The organism is Pseudomonas putida, from assembly GCF_025905425.1.
Taxonomy (GTDB): domain Bacteria; phylum Pseudomonadota; class Gammaproteobacteria; order Pseudomonadales; family Pseudomonadaceae; genus Aquipseudomonas; species Aquipseudomonas putida_AF.
The window spans coordinates 806,581-828,463 of record NZ_CP109603.1 but is presented as its reverse complement, the minus strand read 5'-3'; the positions used below and the strand labels follow the sequence as shown (position 1 = coordinate 828,463).

General features: G+C 60.1%; 18 protein-coding genes. All 18 read right to left on the bottom strand.

All coding sequences use genetic code 11. The features are described 5' to 3' along the window. Positions 1-3 precede the first annotated feature (3 nt). The 18 genes from OGV19_RS03735 to OGV19_RS03650 all read right to left on the bottom strand — a co-directional run bounded on the left by OGV19_RS03735 (position 4) and on the right by OGV19_RS03650 (position 21,849). Positions 4-1,869, bottom strand: a complete 1,866-nt coding sequence (locus OGV19_RS03735) for a CDP-glycerol glycerophosphotransferase family protein (RefSeq protein WP_264312190.1) — start codon at positions 1,867-1,869, stop codon at positions 4-6. Positions 1,870-2,028: 159 nt separating this feature from the next. Continuing rightward, positions 2,029-2,481 (bottom strand): flagellar export protein FliJ, encoded by a 453-nt coding sequence (gene fliJ / locus OGV19_RS03730; protein WP_264312189.1) that lies wholly within the window; start codon positions 2,479-2,481, stop codon positions 2,029-2,031. A 6-nt stretch (positions 2,482-2,487) separates the two neighbouring features. After that, the gene (gene fliI, locus OGV19_RS03725) at positions 2,488-3,846 is read right to left on the bottom strand and encodes a flagellar protein export ATPase FliI (RefSeq protein WP_264312188.1); all 1,359 of its coding nucleotides are present in this window, start codon (positions 3,844-3,846) and stop codon (positions 2,488-2,490) included. Then, positions 3,836-4,600, bottom strand: a complete 765-nt coding sequence (gene fliH / locus OGV19_RS03720; protein WP_264312187.1) for a flagellar assembly protein FliH — start codon at positions 4,598-4,600, stop codon at positions 3,836-3,838. Before fliH ends, fliI begins: the two co-directional genes overlap by 11 nt. 87 nt (positions 4,601-4,687) lie before the next feature. Continuing rightward, positions 4,688-5,707 (bottom strand): flagellar motor switch protein FliG, encoded by a 1,020-nt coding sequence (gene fliG, locus OGV19_RS03715; RefSeq protein WP_027593031.1) that lies wholly within the window; start codon positions 5,705-5,707, stop codon positions 4,688-4,690. Then, positions 5,700-7,478 (bottom strand): flagellar basal-body MS-ring/collar protein FliF, encoded by a 1,779-nt coding sequence (gene fliF / locus OGV19_RS03710; protein WP_264312186.1) that lies wholly within the window; start codon positions 7,476-7,478, stop codon positions 5,700-5,702. The genes fliG and fliF overlap by 8 nt, the downstream gene beginning before the upstream one ends. Positions 7,479-7,493: 15 nt before the next feature. After that, a complete protein-coding gene (fliE, locus tag OGV19_RS03705) occupies positions 7,494-7,826 on the bottom strand; it encodes a flagellar hook-basal body complex protein FliE (protein ID WP_264312185.1) in 333 nt (110 codons plus the stop codon). 168 nt (positions 7,827-7,994) lie between these two features. Further along, on the bottom strand, positions 7,995-9,359 hold the full coding sequence (locus OGV19_RS03700) for a sigma-54-dependent transcriptional regulator (protein ID WP_264312184.1): 1,365 nt from the start codon (positions 9,357-9,359) through the stop codon (positions 7,995-7,997). Then, complete coding sequence (locus tag OGV19_RS03695; protein WP_264312183.1) at positions 9,359-10,576, bottom strand: sensor histidine kinase; 1,218 nt, start codon at positions 10,574-10,576, stop codon at positions 9,359-9,361. The genes OGV19_RS03700 and OGV19_RS03695 overlap by 1 nt, the downstream gene beginning before the upstream one ends. Before the next feature lie 163 nt (positions 10,577-10,739). Beyond that, positions 10,740-12,215: a transcriptional regulator FleQ gene (fleQ, locus tag OGV19_RS03690; RefSeq protein WP_264312182.1), complete on the bottom strand. Its 1,476-nt coding sequence runs from the start codon at positions 12,213-12,215 to the stop codon at positions 10,740-10,742. A gap of 168 nt (positions 12,216-12,383) precedes the next feature. After that, complete coding sequence (gene fliT, locus OGV19_RS03685) at positions 12,384-12,680, bottom strand: flagellar protein FliT (RefSeq protein WP_264312181.1); 297 nt, start codon at positions 12,678-12,680, stop codon at positions 12,384-12,386. A gap of 9 nt (positions 12,681-12,689) precedes the next feature. Beyond that, positions 12,690-13,088 (bottom strand): flagellar export chaperone FliS, encoded by a 399-nt coding sequence (gene fliS, locus OGV19_RS03680; protein ID WP_264312180.1) that lies wholly within the window; start codon positions 13,086-13,088, stop codon positions 12,690-12,692. A 137-nt stretch (positions 13,089-13,225) separates the two neighbouring features. After that, complete coding sequence (gene fliD, locus OGV19_RS03675; RefSeq protein ID WP_264312179.1) at positions 13,226-14,641, bottom strand: flagellar filament capping protein FliD; 1,416 nt, start codon at positions 14,639-14,641, stop codon at positions 13,226-13,228. A 79-nt stretch (positions 14,642-14,720) separates the two neighbouring features. After that, positions 14,721-15,077 (bottom strand): flagellar protein FlaG, encoded by a 357-nt coding sequence (locus tag OGV19_RS03670; RefSeq protein WP_264312178.1) that lies wholly within the window; start codon positions 15,075-15,077, stop codon positions 14,721-14,723. 72 nt (positions 15,078-15,149) lie between these two features. After that, the gene (locus OGV19_RS03665; protein WP_264312177.1) at positions 15,150-16,022 is read right to left on the bottom strand and encodes a flagellin domain-containing protein; all 873 of its coding nucleotides are present in this window, start codon (positions 16,020-16,022) and stop codon (positions 15,150-15,152) included. A 308-nt stretch (positions 16,023-16,330) separates the two neighbouring features. Further along, positions 16,331-17,266 (bottom strand): ketoacyl-ACP synthase III, encoded by a 936-nt coding sequence (locus tag OGV19_RS03660; RefSeq protein WP_264313881.1) that lies wholly within the window; start codon positions 17,264-17,266, stop codon positions 16,331-16,333. A 344-nt stretch (positions 17,267-17,610) separates the two neighbouring features. After that, entirely contained in the window at positions 17,611-18,993 is a 1,383-nt protein-coding gene (locus OGV19_RS03655) for a class I SAM-dependent methyltransferase (protein ID WP_264312176.1), read from the bottom strand. A 132-nt stretch (positions 18,994-19,125) separates the two neighbouring features. After that, positions 19,126-21,849, bottom strand: coding sequence for a glycosyltransferase (locus OGV19_RS03650; protein WP_264312175.1), 2,724 nt, complete (start codon positions 21,847-21,849; stop codon positions 19,126-19,128). Positions 21,850-21,883: the final 34 nt, after the last annotated feature.

The following is a 21,883-nucleotide window of genomic DNA, read 5'->3' as shown; positions in this document are numbered from 1 at the left end:
TTTTTATGGCGAGATCTCCTGCAGCAGATGGGCCACCAACCGATTGGCATTGCCGTCATCGGTATATTCGAAGAACATCCTTCGCTTTTGAGAATACCGTTCAGATGGTTCAATCACTTCGCCTGCCAAGACAGCCTCCAAAGCAGCCAGTAGCGCGGAGAAATCCGAGCACACGGGGCCTGGGAAAACGTCCTCAAGGTTGTAGAACATTCCACGCTCCTGGGCTTCGTAGCGTGACCTATCATACGCAAAACTGATCTGCGGCCGCCCCGTCAACATAAAGTCGATGAAGCAACTTGAGTAGTCAGTCACTAGCACGTGCGCTTCCCTGTAGAGAACCTCTATTTCAGAAAAACGCTGCCGGTCCAGACTAACAAATGGCCCACCCTGGGACATCAGTGCAGCCGAATAGCTATGCGAGCTGTCCGCCATGTGCTCCCGAATACCCAGGACAGCGTTGTGGCGCTCAAGACACGCTACCCATTCGTCACGTTGCTGCGCACTGAAATTATAATAGGCAGCCGCCTGGCCATTGCGAAACGTCGGCGCAAACAGGACCAGCCTGCGCCCACTCAAGACATCACGAAGGTCAGCCAACTGCTCGATGAAATCTGCAGGAAGGCGATGTTCATCGCACACCACAATGTCGTTTCGCGGTAACCCTGTGATCCATATCTTATCCAGCGGGACAGGATTGAACGCCACCGCCATTGCCAACTGGTCCATTTTTGAGGAAGCGATGACAGCGTGATGCCTTGCATGTTCGCCCTTCAAGCCTTCCACATGGGCAGCGTTATCTAAAGACGCGACGCCAATTCGCTTGAGCGGAATTCCGTGCCACAGGTTGATAAAACGATGAAGCTTTCCGTCCAGCGGATACGGCGCATTAACCGCAGCAGAGTGCTTGACGAAAATATAACCGGCTGCGATCAACGCCTCCTGCCCCTCGCGACTGGCCAAGGGAAGAACAGCAACATTGTCACCGTCGAAAGCACACGGCTTGCTTCGCGTCAGTACAACTTTACGTATATCGTTGCGATAACGTACGGCCTCGAATACAGCACGATCATTACCGGTCAACAAATGATCAAACGCACAAACTGGAAACACCCAAAGCCTTGAATCTTTTTTGACGCGACGGTCCTCAAGCACGAACTGCTCATTCGTCAGCAAGGGGCGCGCGCGCTCGCCACCCGCCTTGGCTTTACGAACCGCACGAATGATGTAATGGCTTGGCGTCGCGTCGGCAATGGCCAGATCAACATCCACCGCTGCTGCCTTTGCAATTTGCCCAATCAACGGCAAAAACGTATCGCTTAATGAGTGGGCCGAACTGAACGGCTGCCCATATTCCATTTCGAAGCCCGTATCGCTCAATAACTGCAGCAATGTTTCACGGGTAAACCAGCGCAGGTAAGAGCGATGCAGCAGCCCCTCTTCCTGGTAACCGAAGGCGCCTGCCGCGAGCTTTACCTGCAACGACCAATGCTGCGCATTGGGCATGCACACCACCACGCTTCCACCCTCTGGCAAATGCGCTTCAAGGGTGCGCAGCAACGCCCACGGGTCGGCAACCTGTGCCAACATTTCACCCAGCAGCCAACAGTGATGCTGTTCGTACCCTGCAAAAAAAGCGTCATTCAGATTATCGACCGCCGCCAGCTCAGCATGATCACAAACCGCTTTGGCCTTGGCATGCACCACCGGGTCGGATGTAATGCACGTATAGGTAATACGCGGAAACGCCTCTCTGACTTTCTGCGCAAGCGATAGCCCACCACTGCCGATCTCAACAATTGAAGACACCCCCTCAGGAATGGCGTCTAGACAACAGGTGTTGAGTTCATCCGAAAGCGGTTGGCCGTGCATAGATAATCCTGAGCGATTTCAATTAAGAGCAAGCAGTATTTTGACACTCCATGTCAGCGAATACATGAAACGTGCCAAGCTCTGCGCCTCACCTCCTCGCTCCGCATACACACACCTGCATGAGCGACACACCACTCGCGTAGTTGGCGAGGCAAACGACTAGATGCGATCCCGCCTCAAGCACAGCTGCGAAAGCTCATCCAACAACCGCTGCTCGCGCTTGTCTTCGGCCCGCCGCGCTTCCTCCAGGTAACGCTGTACCAGCTTGCGCAACCCCTCCACCCGGGCATAGGCCTGCTGCCAGGTGCCGCGGGCGTTGTTCAGGTTGTTCTGGTGCCAGCTCAGGCTCTGGCGCTGCTGGGTCATGGCTGTTTCCAGTTGCCCGAGAAAACGCTGGTAGTTGACCAGCCAGTTGCCATTGACGCCCTGCCCGCCGCGGTTGATCCACTGCAGCTGGTAGTCTTCGCGAAACCGCTCCAGCTCGGCCAACTTGACTTGGGACTGGGCCACCTGCTGCTGGAAATGCCCCAGACGCTGGGCGGCCTTGCGCTCGGCTTCTTCGGCCATAGCCACCACCGGCGCCAGGCGCGCGGCACGTCCGGGCAGCGCCATGGCCTGTTAACCGCCCGCCGGAGGCGTGAAAATCGCCCCCAGCTGCTCGCGGCTCTGCGCCATGCCGACGTTCTCGTCCAGGCCTTGGCGCAGAAAGTCCACCAGCCGTGATTGCAGGGCGATGGCCAGGTCGGTCTCCGGGTCGCCCCCGGGCACATAGGCACCCACGCTGATCAGGTCACGGCTCTGCGACAGGCGCGACCACAGCTGCTTGAACTTTTGCGCCTGACGCAGATGATCGGCATCGACCACCTGGGGCATGACCCGGCTGATCGAGGCTTCGATGTCGATTGCCGGGTAGTGGCCTTCTTCGGCCAAGCGGCGCGACAGCACGAAATGCCCGTCGAGCACACCCCGCGCCGAGTCGGCGATCGGGTCCTGCTGGTCATCGCCTTCCGACAATACCGTGTAGAAGGCGGTGATCGAACCGCCGCCGGGCTCGCCATTACCCGCCCGCTCCACAAGCTTGGGCAGTTTGGCGAACACCGACGGTGGGTAACCGCGTGTCGCGGGCGGCTCACCGATGGCCAGGGCGATCTCGCGCTGGGCCTGGGCAAAACGGGTCAGCGAGTCCATCAACAACAGGACATTCTTGCCCTTGTCCCGGAAGTACTCGGCAATGCGCGTGCAATACATGGCAGCGCGCAACCGCATCAGCGGTGCATCATCGGCAGGCGATGCGACCACCACCGAGCGCTTTAAGCCTTCCTCACCGAGGATATGCTCGATGAATTCTTTCACCTCACGGCCCCGTTCGCCGATCAGCCCGACGACGATGATCTCGGCTTCGGTAAAACGCGTCATCATGCCCAGCAACACCGATTTACCCACGCCGGTACCGGCAAACAGGCCCAGGCGCTGGCCGCGACCTACGGTCAGCAGGCCATTGATGCTGCGAATGCCCACATCCAGCGGCACGCTGATGGGGTCGCGGTTGAGCGGGTTGATGACCGGGCCGTCCATCGGCACCCAGTCTTCGGCCTTCATGCCACCTTTGCCATCGAGGGCGCGCCCGGCACCATCGAGCACCCGCCCGAGCATGCTCATGCCCATGGGCAAGCGGCCACCGTCATCCAGCGGTACCACCCGCGCCCCAGGGGCAATGCCGACGATGCTGCCGACAGGCATGAGGAACACCTTGGAGCCAGCAAAGCCCATGACCTCAGCTTCGACCTGCACCGGGTGGTAGCTGTCATCGTTGATCACCAGGCAGCGGCTACCCACCGCGGCGCGCAGGCCTTCGGCTTCCAGGGTAAGGCCGACCATGCGCAGCAGGCGACCCTCGACAACCGGCTGGGTCGGCAGCTCTATGGTCTCGGCGTAACTGCCCAGGCGCTTTCCGAAACTGGTGCGATCAAGGCGCATCGGGGTGATCCAGGTCGATGGAAACATCCGCCGGTGCCGGGTGCAGCGAATGGTCGTGAAGCTGATCGAACAGCTGCGCCACGGCCTTCTCGATACGCGTTTCCATGCTGGCGTCGATACGGCTATGGGCGGTTTCGATGCGGCAGCCACCTGGCAGCAGGGCTTCGTCTTCGAGCAGCCGCCAGTTTTCCTCGTGGCGCTCGCGCAGGGCCTTGGCCAGCTCGAAGTCCTGGGGATTGAGGTGAATGCGGATGTTGTCCGCGCCCATCGGCAGCAACTTCAGGGCTTCGCGCAGTACATGGGCGATCTGACTGGAATCGCTGCGCAGCTCGCGACCGATCACCTGGCGGGTCATGTGCGCGACCAGGTGCACCACGGTTTTTTCGATCTGCGTGTCCTGCTCGGCGATGGGTTCCATCAGGTTCACCATCAGCCGTTCGAGGCTTTCCAGCTTGGCTGCCAGGGCCTGCTCGGCTTCCTGGCGCACCTTCAGCTGGGTGCTGTGAAAGCCCTCGCGCTCACCGGTGGCGAAACCTTCGTTGTAGGCGTCCTGGCGAATGGCTTCGAGCTCTTCGAGGGTCAGCGGCTGGACTTCTTCCAGCGGCACTTCCTCGATTTCCTCCTCGATGACTTCGGGCTCAGGCTCAGGTTCAGGCTCGGGCTGCGGGTCGAAGCTGGGCAACGCCCAGACATCGACGCCCTCGAGGTCGCGGGCGCGGATCAGGTCGCTGGGGTGATGCTCTTTGCTGGACATGTTCTCAGGTACTCAAAACCCTGTTCGACAGGTAGACGGGCTTGGCCCCTGTGGGAGCGGGCCAGTAGCACTCTGCGGAGCTGCGGCTTAAATCATTTCCTCGGCGCCCTTGCCACCGAGCACGATCTCGCCGGCCTCGGCCATGCGTCGGGCGATGGTGAGGATTTCTTTCTGCGCCGTTTCCACGTCGCTGACCCGCACCGGCCCCTTGGCTTCCAAGTCGTCGCGCAGCAGCTCGGAGGCACGCTTGGACATGTTCTTGAAGATCTTGTCCTTGACCCGCTCGTCGGCGCCCTTGAGCGACACCACCAGCACGTCCGAAGACACTTCGCGCAGCAGCGCCTGGATACCGCGGTCGTCGACATCGGCCAGGTTGTTGAAGACGAACATCAAGTCTTCGATCTGCTCCGACAGGTCGTTGTCAACTTCGCGGATCGAGTCCATCAACGCACCTTCCACGGAGCTGTCGAGGAAGTTCATGATGTCGGCGGCACGCTTGATGCCACCCAAGGTGGTACGCGCGGCATTGGAGTTGCCCGAGAACTGCTTCTCGAGAATCTGGTTCAGCTCTTTGAGCGCCGCCGGCTGCACGGTGTTGAGCGACGACACGCGCAGGATGATGTCCAGGCGCACTTTGTGGTCGAAGTTGCTCAGCACTTCACCGGCCTGGTCAGGGTCCAGGTAGGCCACCACGATGGCCTGGATCTGCGGGTGCTCGTAGCGGATCACATCAGCCACGGCACGCGGCTCCATCCACTTGAGGCTGTCCAGGCCGCTGGTGTTGCCACCCAGCAGGATGCGGTCGATCAGGCCGTTGGCCTTGTCCTCGCCCAGGGCCTGGTTGAGCATCTTGCGGATATAACCGTCGGACCCCACACCCAGGCTGGTCTGATCGCCGACGATGTCGACAAACTCGCTCATCACCTGCTCGACCTGGTCGCGGTGCACGTTGCCCATCTGCGCCATGGCCACGCCCACCCGCTGCACTTCCTTGGGCCCCATGTGCCGCAGTACCTGGGCAGCATCGGTCTCGCCCAGCGAGAGCAACAGGATCGCCGCTTTGTCGACGCGGCTCAGCTTGGCGGTAACGGCTCGGTTATCACTCATCGGCGTTGATCCAGTCTTTCACAACCTGGGCCACGCGGCCCGGGTCTTCGGCCACCAGGCCTTTGATTGCGTTGAGCTGCGCCTCGTAACCCTCGCTCGGGCTTGGCAACAGAATGCTTGTCGGGCCACCCAGACTGACGCGGTCGTTGGCCAGTTCGCCATCCAGACCGATCATGCCGCCCAGCTCCATGTCGCTGTCCGAGGCAGCCTGCTTGCCACCCCCGGTAATGTTGTTGAGCACCGGGCGCAGCACGCCGAACACCAGCACCAGGATGAACACCACGCCCAACACTTGCTTGACGATGTCCCAGAACCACGGCTGCTGATAGAAGGCGATGTCGGCGATCTCTTCGCCACGGTCGGCGGCAAACGGCACGTTGATCACCGTCACGCTGTCGCCACGGCTGGCATCGAAGCCGACCGCGTCCTGCACCAGGCGGGTAAAGCGCGCCAGGTCCTCGGCAGCCCATGGGGCCCGCGTGCTCTCGCCGCTGGTGGGGTCGATCTTAAGCTGGTCGTCGACCACCACCGCCACCGACAGGCGGGTCATGCGGCCCTGTTGCTGACGGGTGTGGCTGATGGAACGGTCCAGTTCGAAGTTCTTGGTGCTCTGCTGACGTTTGTCTGACGGGTACGGCGCGAGCATCGGCTGGCCGCTGGCCGGGTCCATGATCTGTTGGCCGTTGGCATCCACCAGGGGCTGGCCGGGCTGGATGGCGGCGGCCGGGGTAGCAGCAGCGCCGGTGGTTTGCGGCGCGGACGCAGCACCGGGTGGCTGGTTGCTCAACGCGCCCGGCACGCCTTGCGGGCCCTGGCTGCTGGCGCGCTGCTCATCGACCGACTGCTCGCTGCGCAGCGCCGGCTGGTCTGGGTTGAACTGCTCGGAGGTCGATTCGACCGCACTGAAGTCCAGGTCGGCGGACACTTCAGCCTTGTAGCGATCATTACCCAACACCGGTTGCAGGATGTTATGCACGCGCTGGGTGAGCATGCTTTCCATGCGCCGGCTGTAGTCGAACTGCTTGCCCGCCATGGTCAGGGCAGTGTCCTGCAACTGCTCGGACAGCAGGTTGCCCTTCTGGTCGACCACGGTAACCTGCGACTTGTCCAACTCCGGCACGCTGGCGGCGACCAGGTTGACGATCGCCATCACCTGCCCGGCTTCCAATGCGCGGCCAGGGTACAGCTCGACCAGTACCGAGGCACTGGGCTTGCGTTCGTCACGCACGAACACCGAACTTTTCGGGATCGCCAGGTGCACCCGTGCGCCCTTGACGTTGTTTACGCTGGACACCGTACGTGCCAGTTCGCCCTCCAGGCTGCGGCGGTAACGGGTCGCCTCCATGAACTGGCTGGTGCCCAGGCCCTGCTCCTTGTCGAGCAGCTCGAAACCGACATTGCCATCGCTCGGTGCCACGCCTGCGGCCGCGAGCTTCAGGCGCGCACGGGAGAGGTCGTCAGCCTTGACCAGCAGAGCGCCGGAATTGGGCTCGACGTTGTAGGGGATGTCTGCGGCGGCCAGGGTTTCCATGACCTGCTTGGTGTCCATGCCCGACAGGCTGCCGTACAGCGGCCGGTAGTCCGGCTGCTGCGACCACAGCACCACGGCGAAGCCGATCGCCACGCTTGCCGCCAACCCGACCATGAGGCCGACCTGACGCAGCATGGGCATCTGCGAGATGTTTTCCAGAAACGCCATGCCGAACAGCGGCGGCTTGGCCGCTGGCTGGCCGCTCTTAGCGGGGGCGTTATCGACGACTGCTTCAGCCATGGGTTACGTCCGTCCTCAAACCGGCATCTGCATGATGTCTTGGTACGCCTGGACCAGCTTGTTGCGTACCTGGGTGAGTGCCTGCATGGAGACGCTGGCCTTTTGCGAAGCGATCATCACGTCGGTCAGATCGACGCCGCTCTTGCCGATCTCGAAGGCATTGGCCAACTGAGTCGAGGCTTGTTGCGTATCACTCACTTTACCGATGGCCTGGCCGAGCATGTCGGCAAAGCTGCTCTGGCCCGGCGCCAGCTCAGGGGCGGCGGACACTTTGGGCAGCGACATGGCATCGGCCTGCATGGCCCGCATGTCCAGCATCAGACGATTGAATTCAACACCTTGGCTCATGACCTTCTCTCTCCGGCGGCCGCATTTTTTTGACACTCATGCGGCGGATAGCTCGTGTAAAGCAACAAAGGTGCCAGCCTTGCCACCCCTTCTGATTTGACGCGCCTTTATGGGAGCGGCGTTGTGCCGCGAATGGGCCGCACCGACATAACACGCACCTGCGGCTTATCAGCCGAAGAGACTGGCCTCGACATCGAACCCGGCGTCGCGCATCTGCGCCAGCTTGTAACGCAGGGTGCGCGGGCTGATGCCCAGGCGCTCGGCAGCTTCCTTGCGGCGGCCGCGCTCGGCGCGCAAGGTGTCGATGATCATCTGGTACTCATGGCGGCGCATGTCATCACCCAGGGCACTGGCCTCAGCGGCCACCTCGGCCGTAGAAGGCGCCGCACCAGCTGACAATGGAATGGCGCCTGCCAGACAGAAATCCGCCGCCTCGATCACCCCGCCCTGCTGCAGGATCAGCGCCCGCTGCAAGGCGTTGTCCAGTTCGCGCACGTTACCCGGCCAGGCATGCGACTGCAGGCAGGCCTGCGCCTGGGCAGACAAACGCACCGGCGCGTGTTTCATCTTGGCAACGTGACGGGCCAGCAAGCGTTCGGCCAACTGCAGGATGTCGCCGGTCCGCTCGCGCAGCGGGCGCCAGGCCAGGGGGAACACCGACAGTCGGTAATACAGGTCTTCACGAAAGCGCCCAGCCGCTACTTCGCCAGCCAGATCGCGGTTGGTGGTGGCCACCACACGAATGTCCAAGCTGATCGGCTTACGCCCACCCACCCGCTCCACCTCACGCTCCTGCAGCACCCGCAACAGCTTGGCCTGCAGGCCCAGAGGCATCTCGGAAATCTCGTCGAGCAACAAGGTGCCACCCTCGGCCTGCTCGAACTTGCCGACCTGGGCCGCGATAGCGCCGGTGAAGGCGCCTTTCTCGTGACCGAACAGGGTGGCTTCGAGCATGTTGTCGGGGATGGCGGCGCAGTTGATCGCCACAAAGGGCTGGGCTGCCCGCAGCGATTGCTGATGAATGTAGCGTGCCAGCACTTCCTTGCCGGTACCCGACTCGCCAGAGATCAACACGGTCGAGTCACTGCGCGCCACCCGCGCCGCCAGCTCCAGCAACTGTCGGCTGGCTGGCTCGCAGGCCACCGGCCCCTCTTCTTCCGCCGCACTCACAAGCCCGGCGGCGTGGCGCTCCACCAGGCTCAGCAATGCCTTGGGCTCGAAGGGCTTGACCAGGTAATCGGCAGCGCCCTGGCGCATCGCCTCCACAGCACGCTCGACTGCGGCATGCGCCGTCATCAGCAGCACCGGCAGTTGCGGCTGCTGGCGGCGCAATTGCGCCAGCAGCTGATGCCCATCCATGCCGGGCATGTTCACGTCACTGACCACCAGGCTGAACGCCTCGGCCAGCACCGCCTCCAGCGCCTCTTCGGCACTGCCCACGGCGCGGTAGGCAAAACCGCCGATTTCCAGAGTGTCGCCAAGCGCCTGGCGCAATACGCGGTCATCTTCGACCAGCAGCACCTTGATCGCCATCAGCCCGCCTCCGCCAGTTGCCCATCGATCAGCGGCAGCTCCACCCGCACGCAGGTCCCGCGCCCAACCTTCGAGCGCACACTGAGGGTGCCCTGGTGCGCGCGCACCACGGCCTTGACCACGGCCAGGCCCAGCCCAGTGCCGGTGGCCTTGGTGGTCAAGAATGGCTCGCCCAGGCGACTCAGTAAATCGGCGTCGATACCGCTGCCGGCATCACTCACGCACAGGTGCAACACCTGCTCGCGACGGAACACGTGCACCTTGAGCCGGGCCGGTTCTTCGCAGGCTTGCAGGGCATTCTCGATCAGGTTGAGCAAGGCGCCGACCAGGGTGTCGCGGTTGCACAGCAGCTCGCCCAGGTGGCTGTCGCACTGCCAACGCACGGCATGCCCTTGCACGTGCGACTGTGCCGCCTGCTGCAGGGCCTGGAACAATGCTTTTGGGGTCACACGATCGCCCAGCGGCAGCTCGCCGCGGGCGAACACCAACATGTCGCGCACCTGGTGCTCCAGCTCGTGCAGGCGCTCTTTCAAGGTGCCGGCGAAGCGCTGTCGGGTTTCAGCGCTCAAGTCTTGCTCGCTATCGGCCAGGTGGCTGGCGTAGAGCATGGCTGCCGACAGTGGCGTGCGGATCTGATGGGCCAGCGAGGCGACCATGCGCCCCAAGGACGACAAGCGCTCGTGACGCGCCAGCTGGTCTTGCAGGCGACGGGTTTCGGTCAGGTCGTTGAGCAACACCAACTGGCCGGGCTCGGCATCCAGCGAACGGGTAGCGATGGACAGGCGGCGACCGTCACGCAGCGACACCTCGTGGCCGTCATCCTTGCGTGGGGCGAAGCTGCGGGCAATTACCTGGCGCCACAGCTCACCGATCAGCGGCTCGCCGAGCAGTTCGCAGGCGGCCGGGTTGGCTTCACGCACCCTGCCCTGGCCATCAATCACGATCACCCCGCCGGGCAACAGGTCCAGCAGGTTCTGCAGGCGGTTGGCCAGGCGTTCCTTTTCGTTCAGTTCATCCATGCGCTGGGCGCTGACCACAGCCAGCTCGCCCTTGAGCTCGCTGACGCGAGCTTCGAGCAGGCTGTACGACTGGCTTAGCTGGCTGGAAACCTGATTGAACAAGGCGAAAGCCTGCTCGACACCCTGTCGGCTTTCCTGCTCGACCGGGGTATGCCCCTGCAGATCGGGGGCTCGGGAAACGTGGGCGGCCTGGGGCATCGTGCTCTCTCGCGTGGCTGACCGTCATAAAAACGGTGTGGTGCCAGCGATGTAGCAATAGCCGTGCCGAAGATGGGGTTTTATTGCTGGCCTTGAGGTATTGAGTGCCTGGGAGATCGAGCGCGACACAAAACTAAAGCCCTACACCCCCGCAGGCAACACCTCAATCCTCCGCCTGCTCCTCGCCACCCTGACGGCTCATGCCGTACTTGCGCATCTTCTCGACCAGGGTGGTGCGACGGATACGCAAACGTTCAGCCGCGCGCGCAACGATACCATTGGCATCATCCAGCGCCTGCTGGATCAGGCCCTGCTCCAGGCTGCCCAGGTAGTCCTTGAGATCAAGGCCTTCAGGCGGCAGCATAGCCGGGCTGGCGAAGTTCGGCGCATGGCCGTTGATGGCGACGCGCTCTTCGAGATCACTGCGCAGGTGGTCGACCATCTGCTCGTCTTCATCATCGACGTAGCGGAATTTCTTCGGCAGTTCGGACACACCGATCACCCCGTACGGGTGCATGATCGCCATACGCTCGACCAGGTTGGCCAGCTCGCGCACGTTGCCCGGCCAGCCATGCCGACACAGCGACATGATCGAGGCAGAGTTGAAACGGATGGAACCACGCTTCTCGTGCTCCATGCGCGAGATCAGCTCGTTCATCAGCAACGGGATGTCTTCCACCCGCTCACGCAGGGGCGCCATTTCAATGGGGAAGACGTTCAGGCGATAGTACAGGTCTTCGCGGAAGCTCCCATCCTCGATCATGCTTTCGAGGTTTTTGTGGGTCGCGGCGATGATGCGCACATCGATACTCTGAGTCTTGTTGCTACCAACCCGCTCGAAAGTGCGCTCCTGCAACACGCGCAACAGCTTGACCTGCATCGGCAGCGGCATGTCGCCGATCTCGTCGAGGAACAGAGTGCCGCCGTTGGCCAACTCGAAACGCCCGGCACGGCTGGTGATGGCACCGGTAAAGGCCCCCTTCTCATGACCGAACAGTTCGCTTTCCAGCAGCTCAGCCGGAATCGCGCCGCAGTTGACCGGCACGAAGGGCGCATCACGGCGCTTGGAGTGGTAGTGCAGGTTGCGCGCCACCACCTCTTTGCCGGTGCCCGACTCGCCGAGGATCAACACGCTGGCATCGGTGTCCGCCACCTGCTGCATCATCTGCCGCACATGCTGAATGGCGCGGCTGGTGCCGACCAGGCTGCGGAACAGGTTTGGCTCGCGCTGGCGCCCGCGCTCGCGTGCCTGGTCGTACATCTCGCGATAGACCTGGGCACGGTGCAGCGAATCGAGCAACTGGCTGTAGCTCGGCGGCATTTCGAGGTTGGAAAGGACCCGACGGCGAAGCTCTTCCGGGAACTCCGCAGAAGAATTTTCACCCAAAAGCAGCACTGGAAGGAACTCATCCCACCCAGCCACTGTCTTAACGAGCCCAAGGAGATTACCCGGAGCATCCACAGCACCGACAAGCACGCACAGCACTTCCCGGCTCGAAGACAACGATTCCACCGCCTGCCGCCAGTCCTGGCTCGAGCACGCGAGGTTTTCTTCGCCTAGAAAATTCAGGACCACCGCCAGATCGCGGCGGCGAGCGCTGTCGTCATCGATCAGAAGAATCTTGGTTTCACGCCACATGCAATAGCAACTTCCCTAGTCATATCGGCGCCCTTTGGGGCGTGCTCGACATCATTCCGACTGAACGGTCAGCGTTCGGACGTACGAAATTCGAAAACAGCCACTAGTAAAGTCAAAAAACACCATCCAGTCAAATTAATGACGCATGGTTTTTTGCAAGATCTGTGGTCACGAGAACAGATGGTATACCTTTGCGGCGCTTTTCGCCTGACGGATTTTCGTCATTTCATCGACCATTGATTGACGCTCGTCACTTGCGACCTCAATTAATTGCCGATAAACGCCCAGCAACTGCTCCAGACTGCCACGCACCTCGGCCTCATTTTCACGGGCTTCGGCCAGTACATCATCGACGCACAAGCGGCATTCGAGGTCGAGCTCGCCGACTGCATTCCAGTCGCGCGAGGCCAGTGCAGACACCAGCGCCTCACGGGTCTGCTCGATACGCTCGATCACCTCGCTCATACCACTCTCCTAGACTGCTTCGGGTTGCTGATCGGCAATCGCATCCCAACCTTCCTTGACAGTGATCAGCAAACGCGCCACTTCATCAATAATAGCCGGGTCGCCCTTGGCATTTGCCTCGATCAGGCGACGACTCATATAGGTATAGAGGCTGTCGAGGTCGCTCAGGGTGTCGGCATGATTATCCAGGTCCAACCCTTCACGCAGCCCGCCGATGATATCGATGGCCTTACCGATCAGGATGCCCCTCTGCGCCACATCCTTGCGGGCGATAGCACCCTTGGCCTGCGCCAGACGATCCAGGCCGCCTTGCATGAGCATCTGTACCAGGCGGTGCGGGCTGGCCTCGGAAGTCTGCGCCACGCTGTTTACTTTCTGGTACTGACGAAGGGCCAACATCGGATTCATGGTCTACCTCGTTGCTGCGGTAAAGGTTGCGTATACCCGGTTTATCGGTGGCCCGTCAAAAAACTTTAGCGCCAACCCCCAGCAAAAAGCCCGGCACACCTAGGGTGTGGCCGGGCTTTTCGACTGGCATGTGCCAATCAGGACTTCTTGGCTTGAGCGTTGATCGCTTCGAAGATCGAGGTAATCTGGTCCGACTGCGCCTTCATCTTGCCCAGCGCGGTATCCAGGGCTACGTATTTTCGGGTCAACGACTCGGTCAAGGAGCTGGTACGGCGATCAAGCGCGGCCTGCTGATCACTCAGGTTTTTGGCCGCACTGTCCAGGTTAGCCTTCCGATTGGCCAAGCTGCCATCCGCCCCATTGTAAGGATCAATAGCCTTGTTCATACGCTCGAAGACACCATTGGTGCCCGTGAACAGCTCTTGCACCTCAGCCCCCAGCTTCTTGTCGTTCAGCGCAGCCGTGAACTTGGTGCTATTGAACTCCAGCGTGCCGTCTTTCTGGGTATTGATCCCGAGCTGGCCCAAGGTGGTCAGCTGATTCCCAGACCCCACCTCGGCAAGCACTTTGCGAATATCACCTAGCAACGAACGGGTGGTCGGGTCATTGGTCAAGGAACCCAACACCAGGTTGTCATCTTTATCACGCTCGGTCGCCGTGAGGGACGTAATTGCCTTTTGCAGGGTGTTATAAGCGTCGACAAAGGACTGAACCGACGTTTTCAGGCCATCATTGTTAGGTGCCACGGTGACCTTGGCGGCCACTGCAGTCTCGCTCAACAACTCCAGCGTCATACCACTCACTGCATCAGTGAGCTTATTGGTAGCACTGGTGACCTTCAGGCCGTCGATGGTCAGCTCCGCATCATGGGCCACACCCGCAATATGGCCAGCACCGTTATCGCTTTCCGCCATAGACTGGGTGCCGTCGATGATCAACTCAGGAACCCCTGACAAACTCAGGTCCGACCCCTTCCCCGTGACCGTGGACGACAACACCAGGCGCGCACCACCCTCGCCATTGACGATGTTGGCGCTGATGCCGTTAACCCCCAGCTCTTTATTGATCTGGTCACGCACGCTTTGCAGCGTGGAATCCGGGCCTATATCGAGCGTATAGGCCTTACCACCCTTCGCGGGGTCGCCCTGCCCGATAGTCAGCACGCCTTTGCTGATCGCCGAGCTGGGCCCCCCGACAAATTGCTGGCTGGCCACCTTCGAACCCGCTGCCAACTTGGTCACCTGAACATCATAACTGCCAGCGACCGCAGTGTTGCTGGAGGTTACCTTCACGGCCTTGTCATTGGATGAAGTCGCCGCATACGCATTGAACGCCGGCGCATTCTGATCATTGAGCTTCTTCATGGCGCTCTGGAACGCCGTAAGCGCGCTGCGCAGCGCACCCACGCCCGAGATCATCGCACTGTTGTTGCTGGTCTGCCGGGTGATCTGCGCCTGCTTCGCAGCGGTGTCGGACTGGACCAACGCCGTGACGATTTCAGTAATTTTAAGACCAGAACCCAGGCCAGTAGAGGGAAGAATCGGGCTTGCCATGAAGTTTTCCTCTCGTTACAGCGTCAGCCCCACTACCTGCAAGTGCTGACGTGATTACATCCTTGGTGTTCGCCGCCGCTCAGGCCTTGGCGTCGAACAAAATACTGTTGACATCGCTCAGGCTGTGGGCGATCCGCAGGGCCTCTTCGGAGGGTATCTGGCGAATCAGCTCTCCACTGTCACTGGCGATGACCTTGACTACAATCTTGCCGGACTCCTCGTCGGTGGAGAACTGCAGATTTCGTCGAGTTTCGCTCAAAAACTTTTCGATCTCGGCAACGGCGCTTTTAACATCGTCAACGCCTTGAACCTTCACCGGGTCGTCTTTCTTGCTATCAGCAGAAACCCCTATCGACTTGGCAATCGGCTTGTCGGCAAGCTGCTCCGCCGTTCGCGCTGACTGATAAGACAGGTTCAACTTGAGGTTCATGTCCATCTCTGCCACCTCGCAATGAAAAAGCGGGGAAGTGCCACATGTGCACTCCCCCGCTAATGACTGTCAGGCAGATTAGCCCAGCAGCTTCAGAACTGCCGATGGCAGCTGGTTGGCCTGGGCCAGAACCGAGGTCGACGCTTGCTGCAGAGTCTGCTGCTTGGTCAGCTGGGCAGTTTCAGCAGCGAAGTCGGTGTCCTGTACGCGGCCACGGGCCGCTTCGGCGTTTTCGTTGATGTTTTGCAGGTTGTTGATGGTGCTGGTCAGACGGTTCTGCGCCGCACCCAGCTGAGCACGGGTGCTGTTGATGGCCTGCAGCGCGTCATCGATACCGGTGATGACCTTCTGGAACAGGGCGTCGTAGGCAGAAGGAGCCATGCCAGTGCCGGTCATGGCGATACTCGAGTTCGTACCCAGCGCTTTCAGAACACCGCTGGACGAGCTGTTTACGGCTGCACTCAGGGTAATCTGGATCTGGTTACCAGTACCGCCATTGGAACCCACCTGGAAGGTCATGGTACCGGCAGCGCCGCTCAGCAGCTTTTTACCGTTCAACTCGGTGCTGTCAGCAACACGGTTGATTTCTTCCAGCATCGATTGGAACTCGCCATTCAGCGCGTCACGGTCCTTGAAGCTGTTGGAGTCGTTTCGTGCTTGCAGTGCCAGTTCACGCATACGCTGCAGCATGTTGGTCTGCTCTTGCATCGCGCCTTCAGCAGTCTGGGCGATGGAGATACCGTCGTTGGCGTTTTTGATCGCCATGGTCTGACCACGAATCTGCGAAGTCATGCGGGTTGCGATCTGCAGGCCGGCGGCGTCGTCTTTGGCGCTGTTGATTTTCAGGCCGGAGGACAGACGGGTCATCGAGGTGGCCAGTGCGTCGGAAGCACGGTTCAGGTTCTTCTGAACGCCCAGAGAGGTGGTGTTGGTGGTAACAGTCAAAGCCATGACGAATTCCTCGTTGGATTGTGTACTACGGCTTCCGGCCTTGGCAATTCGCCGGGTGCGGCACAGAGAACCTTCGTAGTAGTTATCGTCGTCAGGGCTGTTTGCTTTAGCCGTTTTTGGAAAAAAATTACTGGCACCCTGCCAGCCCAATGAAATCAGTAACTTGACGCCAGAATACAGGCACCCTTTTTTGCATGTATCTGCCTACGACACAGGAGATTTACTGGGCTCAGGGAAGCGCTAATGCCAGGCAGATGCGAGAAACCAAAACGCCGCCAGATGGCGGCGTTCTGTATAGCGGCGGGCGATCAGTCGCAGCGCTCGATAATAGCGGAGCCCCACGACAACCCAACACCGAAGCCACTGAGCGCAACGCGTTTATGGCGCGAACCGAGCACGTGCTTTTCCAGCAGCAAAGGGATGCTGGACGACACGGTATTACCGGTCTCGACCATATCCTTGACGAACTTCTGCTTGTGCTCACCCTCATCGAACCGTGCAGATACAGCATCGACAATCGCAGCACTGCCCTGATGCAAGCAGTACAGGTCGATATCATCGGCACTCAGCTCGCTGACCTCAAGCAACTGCTGCAGGTGCGCGGGCACCTTAACCAGGGCGAAGTTATAGACCTGCCGGCCGTTCATGAAGAACTTGCCATCAGTGGTTCGCAGGTGCTCAGCGCCCGCACCATCACTGCCGAACAGCGACTTGCCCAACTGCCAGTCAGCACCCTCTCCCATCCAAGTAGCCGTCGCGGCATCACCGAACAGCATCGTGGTGTTACGATCCTCGGGGTCGACGATCTTAGAATAGGGGTCGGCGGTAAGCAGCAAACCGTTCTTCAGGCCAGCAGCTTCCATGAAGCCCTTCATTGCGTACAGACCATACACATAGCCCGAGCAACCCAGGGAAATATCAAAGGCAGCAACGGCGGTCGACAGGCCGAGCTTGTGCTGCACAATCGCCGCAGTGTGTGGCAGCCCTTCGGCATCACCGTTCTGGGTAACCACGATCACAGCGTCGATGGATGAAGGGTCCAGCGATGGACTGGCATCGAACAAGTTCCTGGCAGCCTCTACACAGAGGTCGGAAGTTTCCTGGTTGCCGTCCTTGCGCGGCAAGAAGGTCGACCCAATTTTGCCAAAGATGAAGTCCTGATCCTTGCCGAATTTCGCACCTTGGGCGTAGTTGTCTACCCCTTCAGCTGGCACGTAACTGGCGATATTTTTAATGCCAATCATATGGCTTCCCAATTCAGAAAAAGCGAAATGCCTGCTGAGCACCGCGAGTGCCTGTCAGCCAAGACAATACGCCTGGCTACGCGGTCGCTAGCTCAGCCGTTCCGGGTTGAGGCAATCATAACAGTGAAGATGCTTGCCGTGACTCTCGAGTCACGTGCTTTTTGTCGAATCATGGATGAAAGGACCCGCCAGCCAGGCGCCCCTGCGCGGCGCCCGAGGGTGGTGGATTGCTACGCAGACCCGCTAGATGACGACAATGCATCGACATCCAGCAGTAATGCCCGCCCCCTGGTCAGGGTCAGTAGCTTTCCAGCACCTCACGCATCAATGCTTGCTACAAGACGTCAACCGACAACGGCTCTAATTACATACTGCAATGGCAACGCATCCTGAACAGCGAGTTCCGGGTCTTTTCCAGCTGCCGCCGCCATGGCCCGAATAGCCGGGAGAAAATGCTCGCGCTGAGGCTCTTCAAATACCCGCGGCACTCCCGACTCGACCGCAAGCCCTGCCTGAGTAAACATTTCCAGCATGGTGGCAAGCGTGAACCAGCGAATGCGCCCCCTGTCGAAGACACCTGAGTCTTCATAGCGGAAATCCCCGATGCTGAGGCGAGCCTGTACGCTCCAATGCTGGGCATTCGAGATGCACGCCACGACACAGGTGCCCGGCTTACTCGCCTCACGGATTGTGTTCAAAAGCTGCCAAGGGTCATACAGGTGTTCCAGCACATCGCCAAAGACCCAACAATCCGCTGAAAGGTCAGTCGCCAGAAGATCAGCACTGGCTGTTTCAATGTTCATGTCCAGTACGCGATCACAGTGTTCCCGCGCCTGTTGCGCACAACGGGGATCAATTTCGATACCGGTGTAATGCACCTGCGGATTCAGCTTCCTGTACTCATGTGCAAGCGCACCGGAGCTGCAACCCACCTCGATGACACGCTTAGCATTTACAGGCATGAGTTTGAGGAGATCGGGGTTGTAAGAATGCTGGACTGGCATTTGGCTCTGCACGCTTTGCTCCTGGGCGCTTTGATCGAGCTGCTCATCGTACTTGCACAGATAGCGGCGATAACTCTCTCGCCAAACAGGCGTCCCGAATGCACCTGCGCTCTCGTGAACTACGCTTAGCGGCCACGTCCCCATGCGCAGCCCCTTGGCCTCAGCCTGGCGACAGAAATCCATGTCATAGAAATGGAACTCGAACTGTTCATCGAAGCGTACATCAGCCTGGACAAGCCGCTCACTATCAGCAGCAAGCAACAGACCATCCAGCAGTTTGCAAGGCTGTGGGGCAGGCCCGAAGTTCGAGACTACACAAGGGTAGCTGCTACCGTGCCCGACAGCGCCACTCAGGTAACACGGCTGATCCCAAGTGAACTTATCATCGATAAATGCCCACGCCGGCTGCCCTGTAACACGCCGTGTATTCCCCGCAAGGCCGACGACGTCAAAAGCGTCTACCCCTTCTCTCAGCCGCTCCCCCCACCAATAGTCGCAAAGATGGACATCGTCATGGACGAAAACCAGGATCGCAGGGTGTTCCTTGGCCTGTTCGATGGCACGGTTATAAAGGGTCGAAAGCCCTTCTTTGTTCTCGGCAAACAGCACCAACTCCACAGGGTTGGAGTCTTGGTGAATCTGCAAGGATCGCCCCAATGCCGTCTTTGTCGGGAAATCCTCTCGTGACTGGCGGGTTCCACAAACAATGCGAATAGGTTTCATGTGGCAACTTGTTATTGAGTGGTAAAGAGTGCAGCAGACGGCGTGTTACAGCATCTACTGCACGCCGCCTGAACCTGGGCAGGGTGAGAGCAGCCTCGCACTCACCGACACCCGTCATTCATGATGCGAGGCTTACACGGCAGCCAGCCAAGCCAAGCCCGTATCGGGCTTCATATCCTCATCATAGGCGCGCCCATTGAAAGCCTGTGGCCAATGCTCGCTCAGCGCCAGGGCTGCCCCGGTATCACGAGCCGATTCTAGATTGACGAGCACTTGAGCTTGTGGCGTCCAGACAACCAGCAAACCCCTCTCCTGCACACGTAGGGAAAGATCGATATCGCTCCCCGGCCCGCCCTGCAAGCCACCCACTTGCTCGAAGAGTTCCTTTTGCACCATCAGGCAATCACCAGAAACCGCAGAGCAACCGCGAACCGATTGCTGCCACTGGCTATCGGTGCTCACCCATGGCTCATGGATCCGCGGGCCGTCGACCAGTTGATAGCCCGCATGGGCCAGCGCTTCATCCGAGTTGTACAAAGCCCCACCGACGACGCCAACTTCTGGGCGCTGGACTTCATTAAGAAGGCTCTCGAGCCACGCCGGGCTCATTACCTCACTCTCTGCCGAGAACAGGACCAGATACTCGCCTTGTGCTTGGCTGGCGGCCAGGTTCAACAAGTCGTCATGCGAAGCACCAGGCTGGCCAGTCAGCAACCGCACCCGGCTGCCCAACCCGTGCCGCCCCTCTTCTTGAACGCCATCAGTATTACCGCCGCAAGCCACCAACACCTCATAACGAGGGTAGCGGGTACGTTGCTCAATACTGGCCAAGCATCCCTGGAGCGCGGCAATCCCATCCGTGCTAGCAATCAAGATACTGACCAAGGGGGTAGTGCCATGACGAAAATCGATACCCAGGCCTGCGGCGCCTCGCTCACTGACATGGCCGCGATAACCCAGTAGCCGGAGGTGTTTCTCAAGGACCGTAACTGCCTCAACAGTCAAGGTGTCTGACGACTGCTCACCCAGTACCAGATAGTCATCCAGATGGGCCAGGCTTGCCATGCCATGCGCTTGCACCAGACGCAGCAACAGGTCGAACTCCAGCGCGTGGTGTTGGCCCTCGCTGTACCCGCCCAGGTCGAGCACAGCCTGGCGCCTCACCAGCCAGTGGCGCGACATCTGTGCAGGCTGGCTACGCAGCAAGTCCAGATCAGCACCTGGGCGCACCACATTGTGCAGCCGCCCTTGCTCATCACGCTGCACCTCATGGGCACAGATGGCTTGGCAGGCTGGCGCTTCGCCCAACTCGACCAGCAGGTGCAACAGCCCGCTGGCAATCACTTGCTCACCAGCCCGCAACAGCAGCAGCCACTCGCTTGGCAACTGACGGACAACCTGGTTCAAGTGAGCAACCCAGTTGCTGCTCGTCACCTGAACGAAATGCAGGGTGTCACGCGGCGTGGTGATTACCGGTGGTTTGCCGGCCTTGAGCACCAACAACTTGATGTTGCGCGCACCGCTTGCCAACAGGCTGTCGAAAGTGGCTTGCAAAGCAACGTCATCATCGTCCAGGTCCAGCACCACGAACCCGATCTGTGGCGTTGCCGCACTGGCCAAGTGTGCCAGCACCTGCTGACGAGCGACCTCGTCCGGGGAAATGCCATCAAGCAACTCAAGCAAACGGCCCGATGGGGTTGCAGCCAATCCTTGCTCCGCAATAGGCACCTTAGCCAATCGCAGTAGCCAGCCCTCTAGATCGCGCAAATGCTGCGCATCGCTGTCGTCGACCAATGTTTGCGCCAGGCGCTGGCAAACTTCACGGTTGAACAGCCCCACCTCAAGTGCTTGCCAGTAACGCTGCTGCAGGCTTTCAGAGGTATCGTTGGCGTGCACTTGCAACAACTCGCGCTGACGCACCCAGGCGCCTTCCAGGGCTCGGTACTGCGCCGCTCCGGCCGGCCAGGCATGGCAAAGGAATTCGAGCTCGACCAAGCAATCGAACAAGGCAACATTGTAATACGGCAACGCGACGAACTGCTGGGGCTCGAACACGCGCTCAGGCGCTTTGGTGATACTTTTCCAGGGGGAGGTGAACAGCAACTGCTGCCCAGATGCGGCGTACGTGTTGCGCACAAAGCGATTGAGCAACGCGAAGTCATCAAGGCAAAGGCCTGGCCCAGCTGAATCCCAATCACGCAGCGCCCGCACAGCCAGGGTCAAGCGCTCCTCAAGGCGCACTGCAGGCAGTGCACTGTCCACATGCTCGCATACCACATCCGTCTGCTCGAGACGCTCGATCTCGCCATGAGCCAGCAATGCATAAGACAGCGCCACGCGCCACCCAGCAAAGTCCACGGTATCGGGTAGAAGCGGCAGAACGGCCTGCAGGGCCGACACTCGCAATACGGCGCGCCAAGCCGGTTGAGCAGCCTCAGCATAGCGTTGCAGACGGCCGTGGGCGCCCGGCTCGCCCGAAGGCTTCAATGCCGAGCCGACTTTGTGATAAGTCAACTTTCCATCACCAGCGGTGTAGCCTAGCGCATACCCCTGCACACCAATCACTTGCGACGTCACCCGCTGCAAGTGGGCTGCCGCATTGTCCAGGGCCGCTGGAAGCACAAAATCAGCATCCAGGCTTAGTACCACCAAGGGCGTGCTCACTTGATCCAGTGCCTGCTGCAACCGTTCCCGGCAAAGCGCGCCAGAACTGTCCTCTCGCAAAGGCTCCAGCGCCAGACAAGGCAGCACTGCCTGCTCGCAGTAAAACTGCGCACGTGCCCGGGTATCGGCTTGCTCGTGCCCAAGCAGAAAGACCGTTACATCACTGCGAGTTCCGGTAGTGATTACGCTCATAAAGCACCTGTTTCAAATGATAATTCAGCGCCCG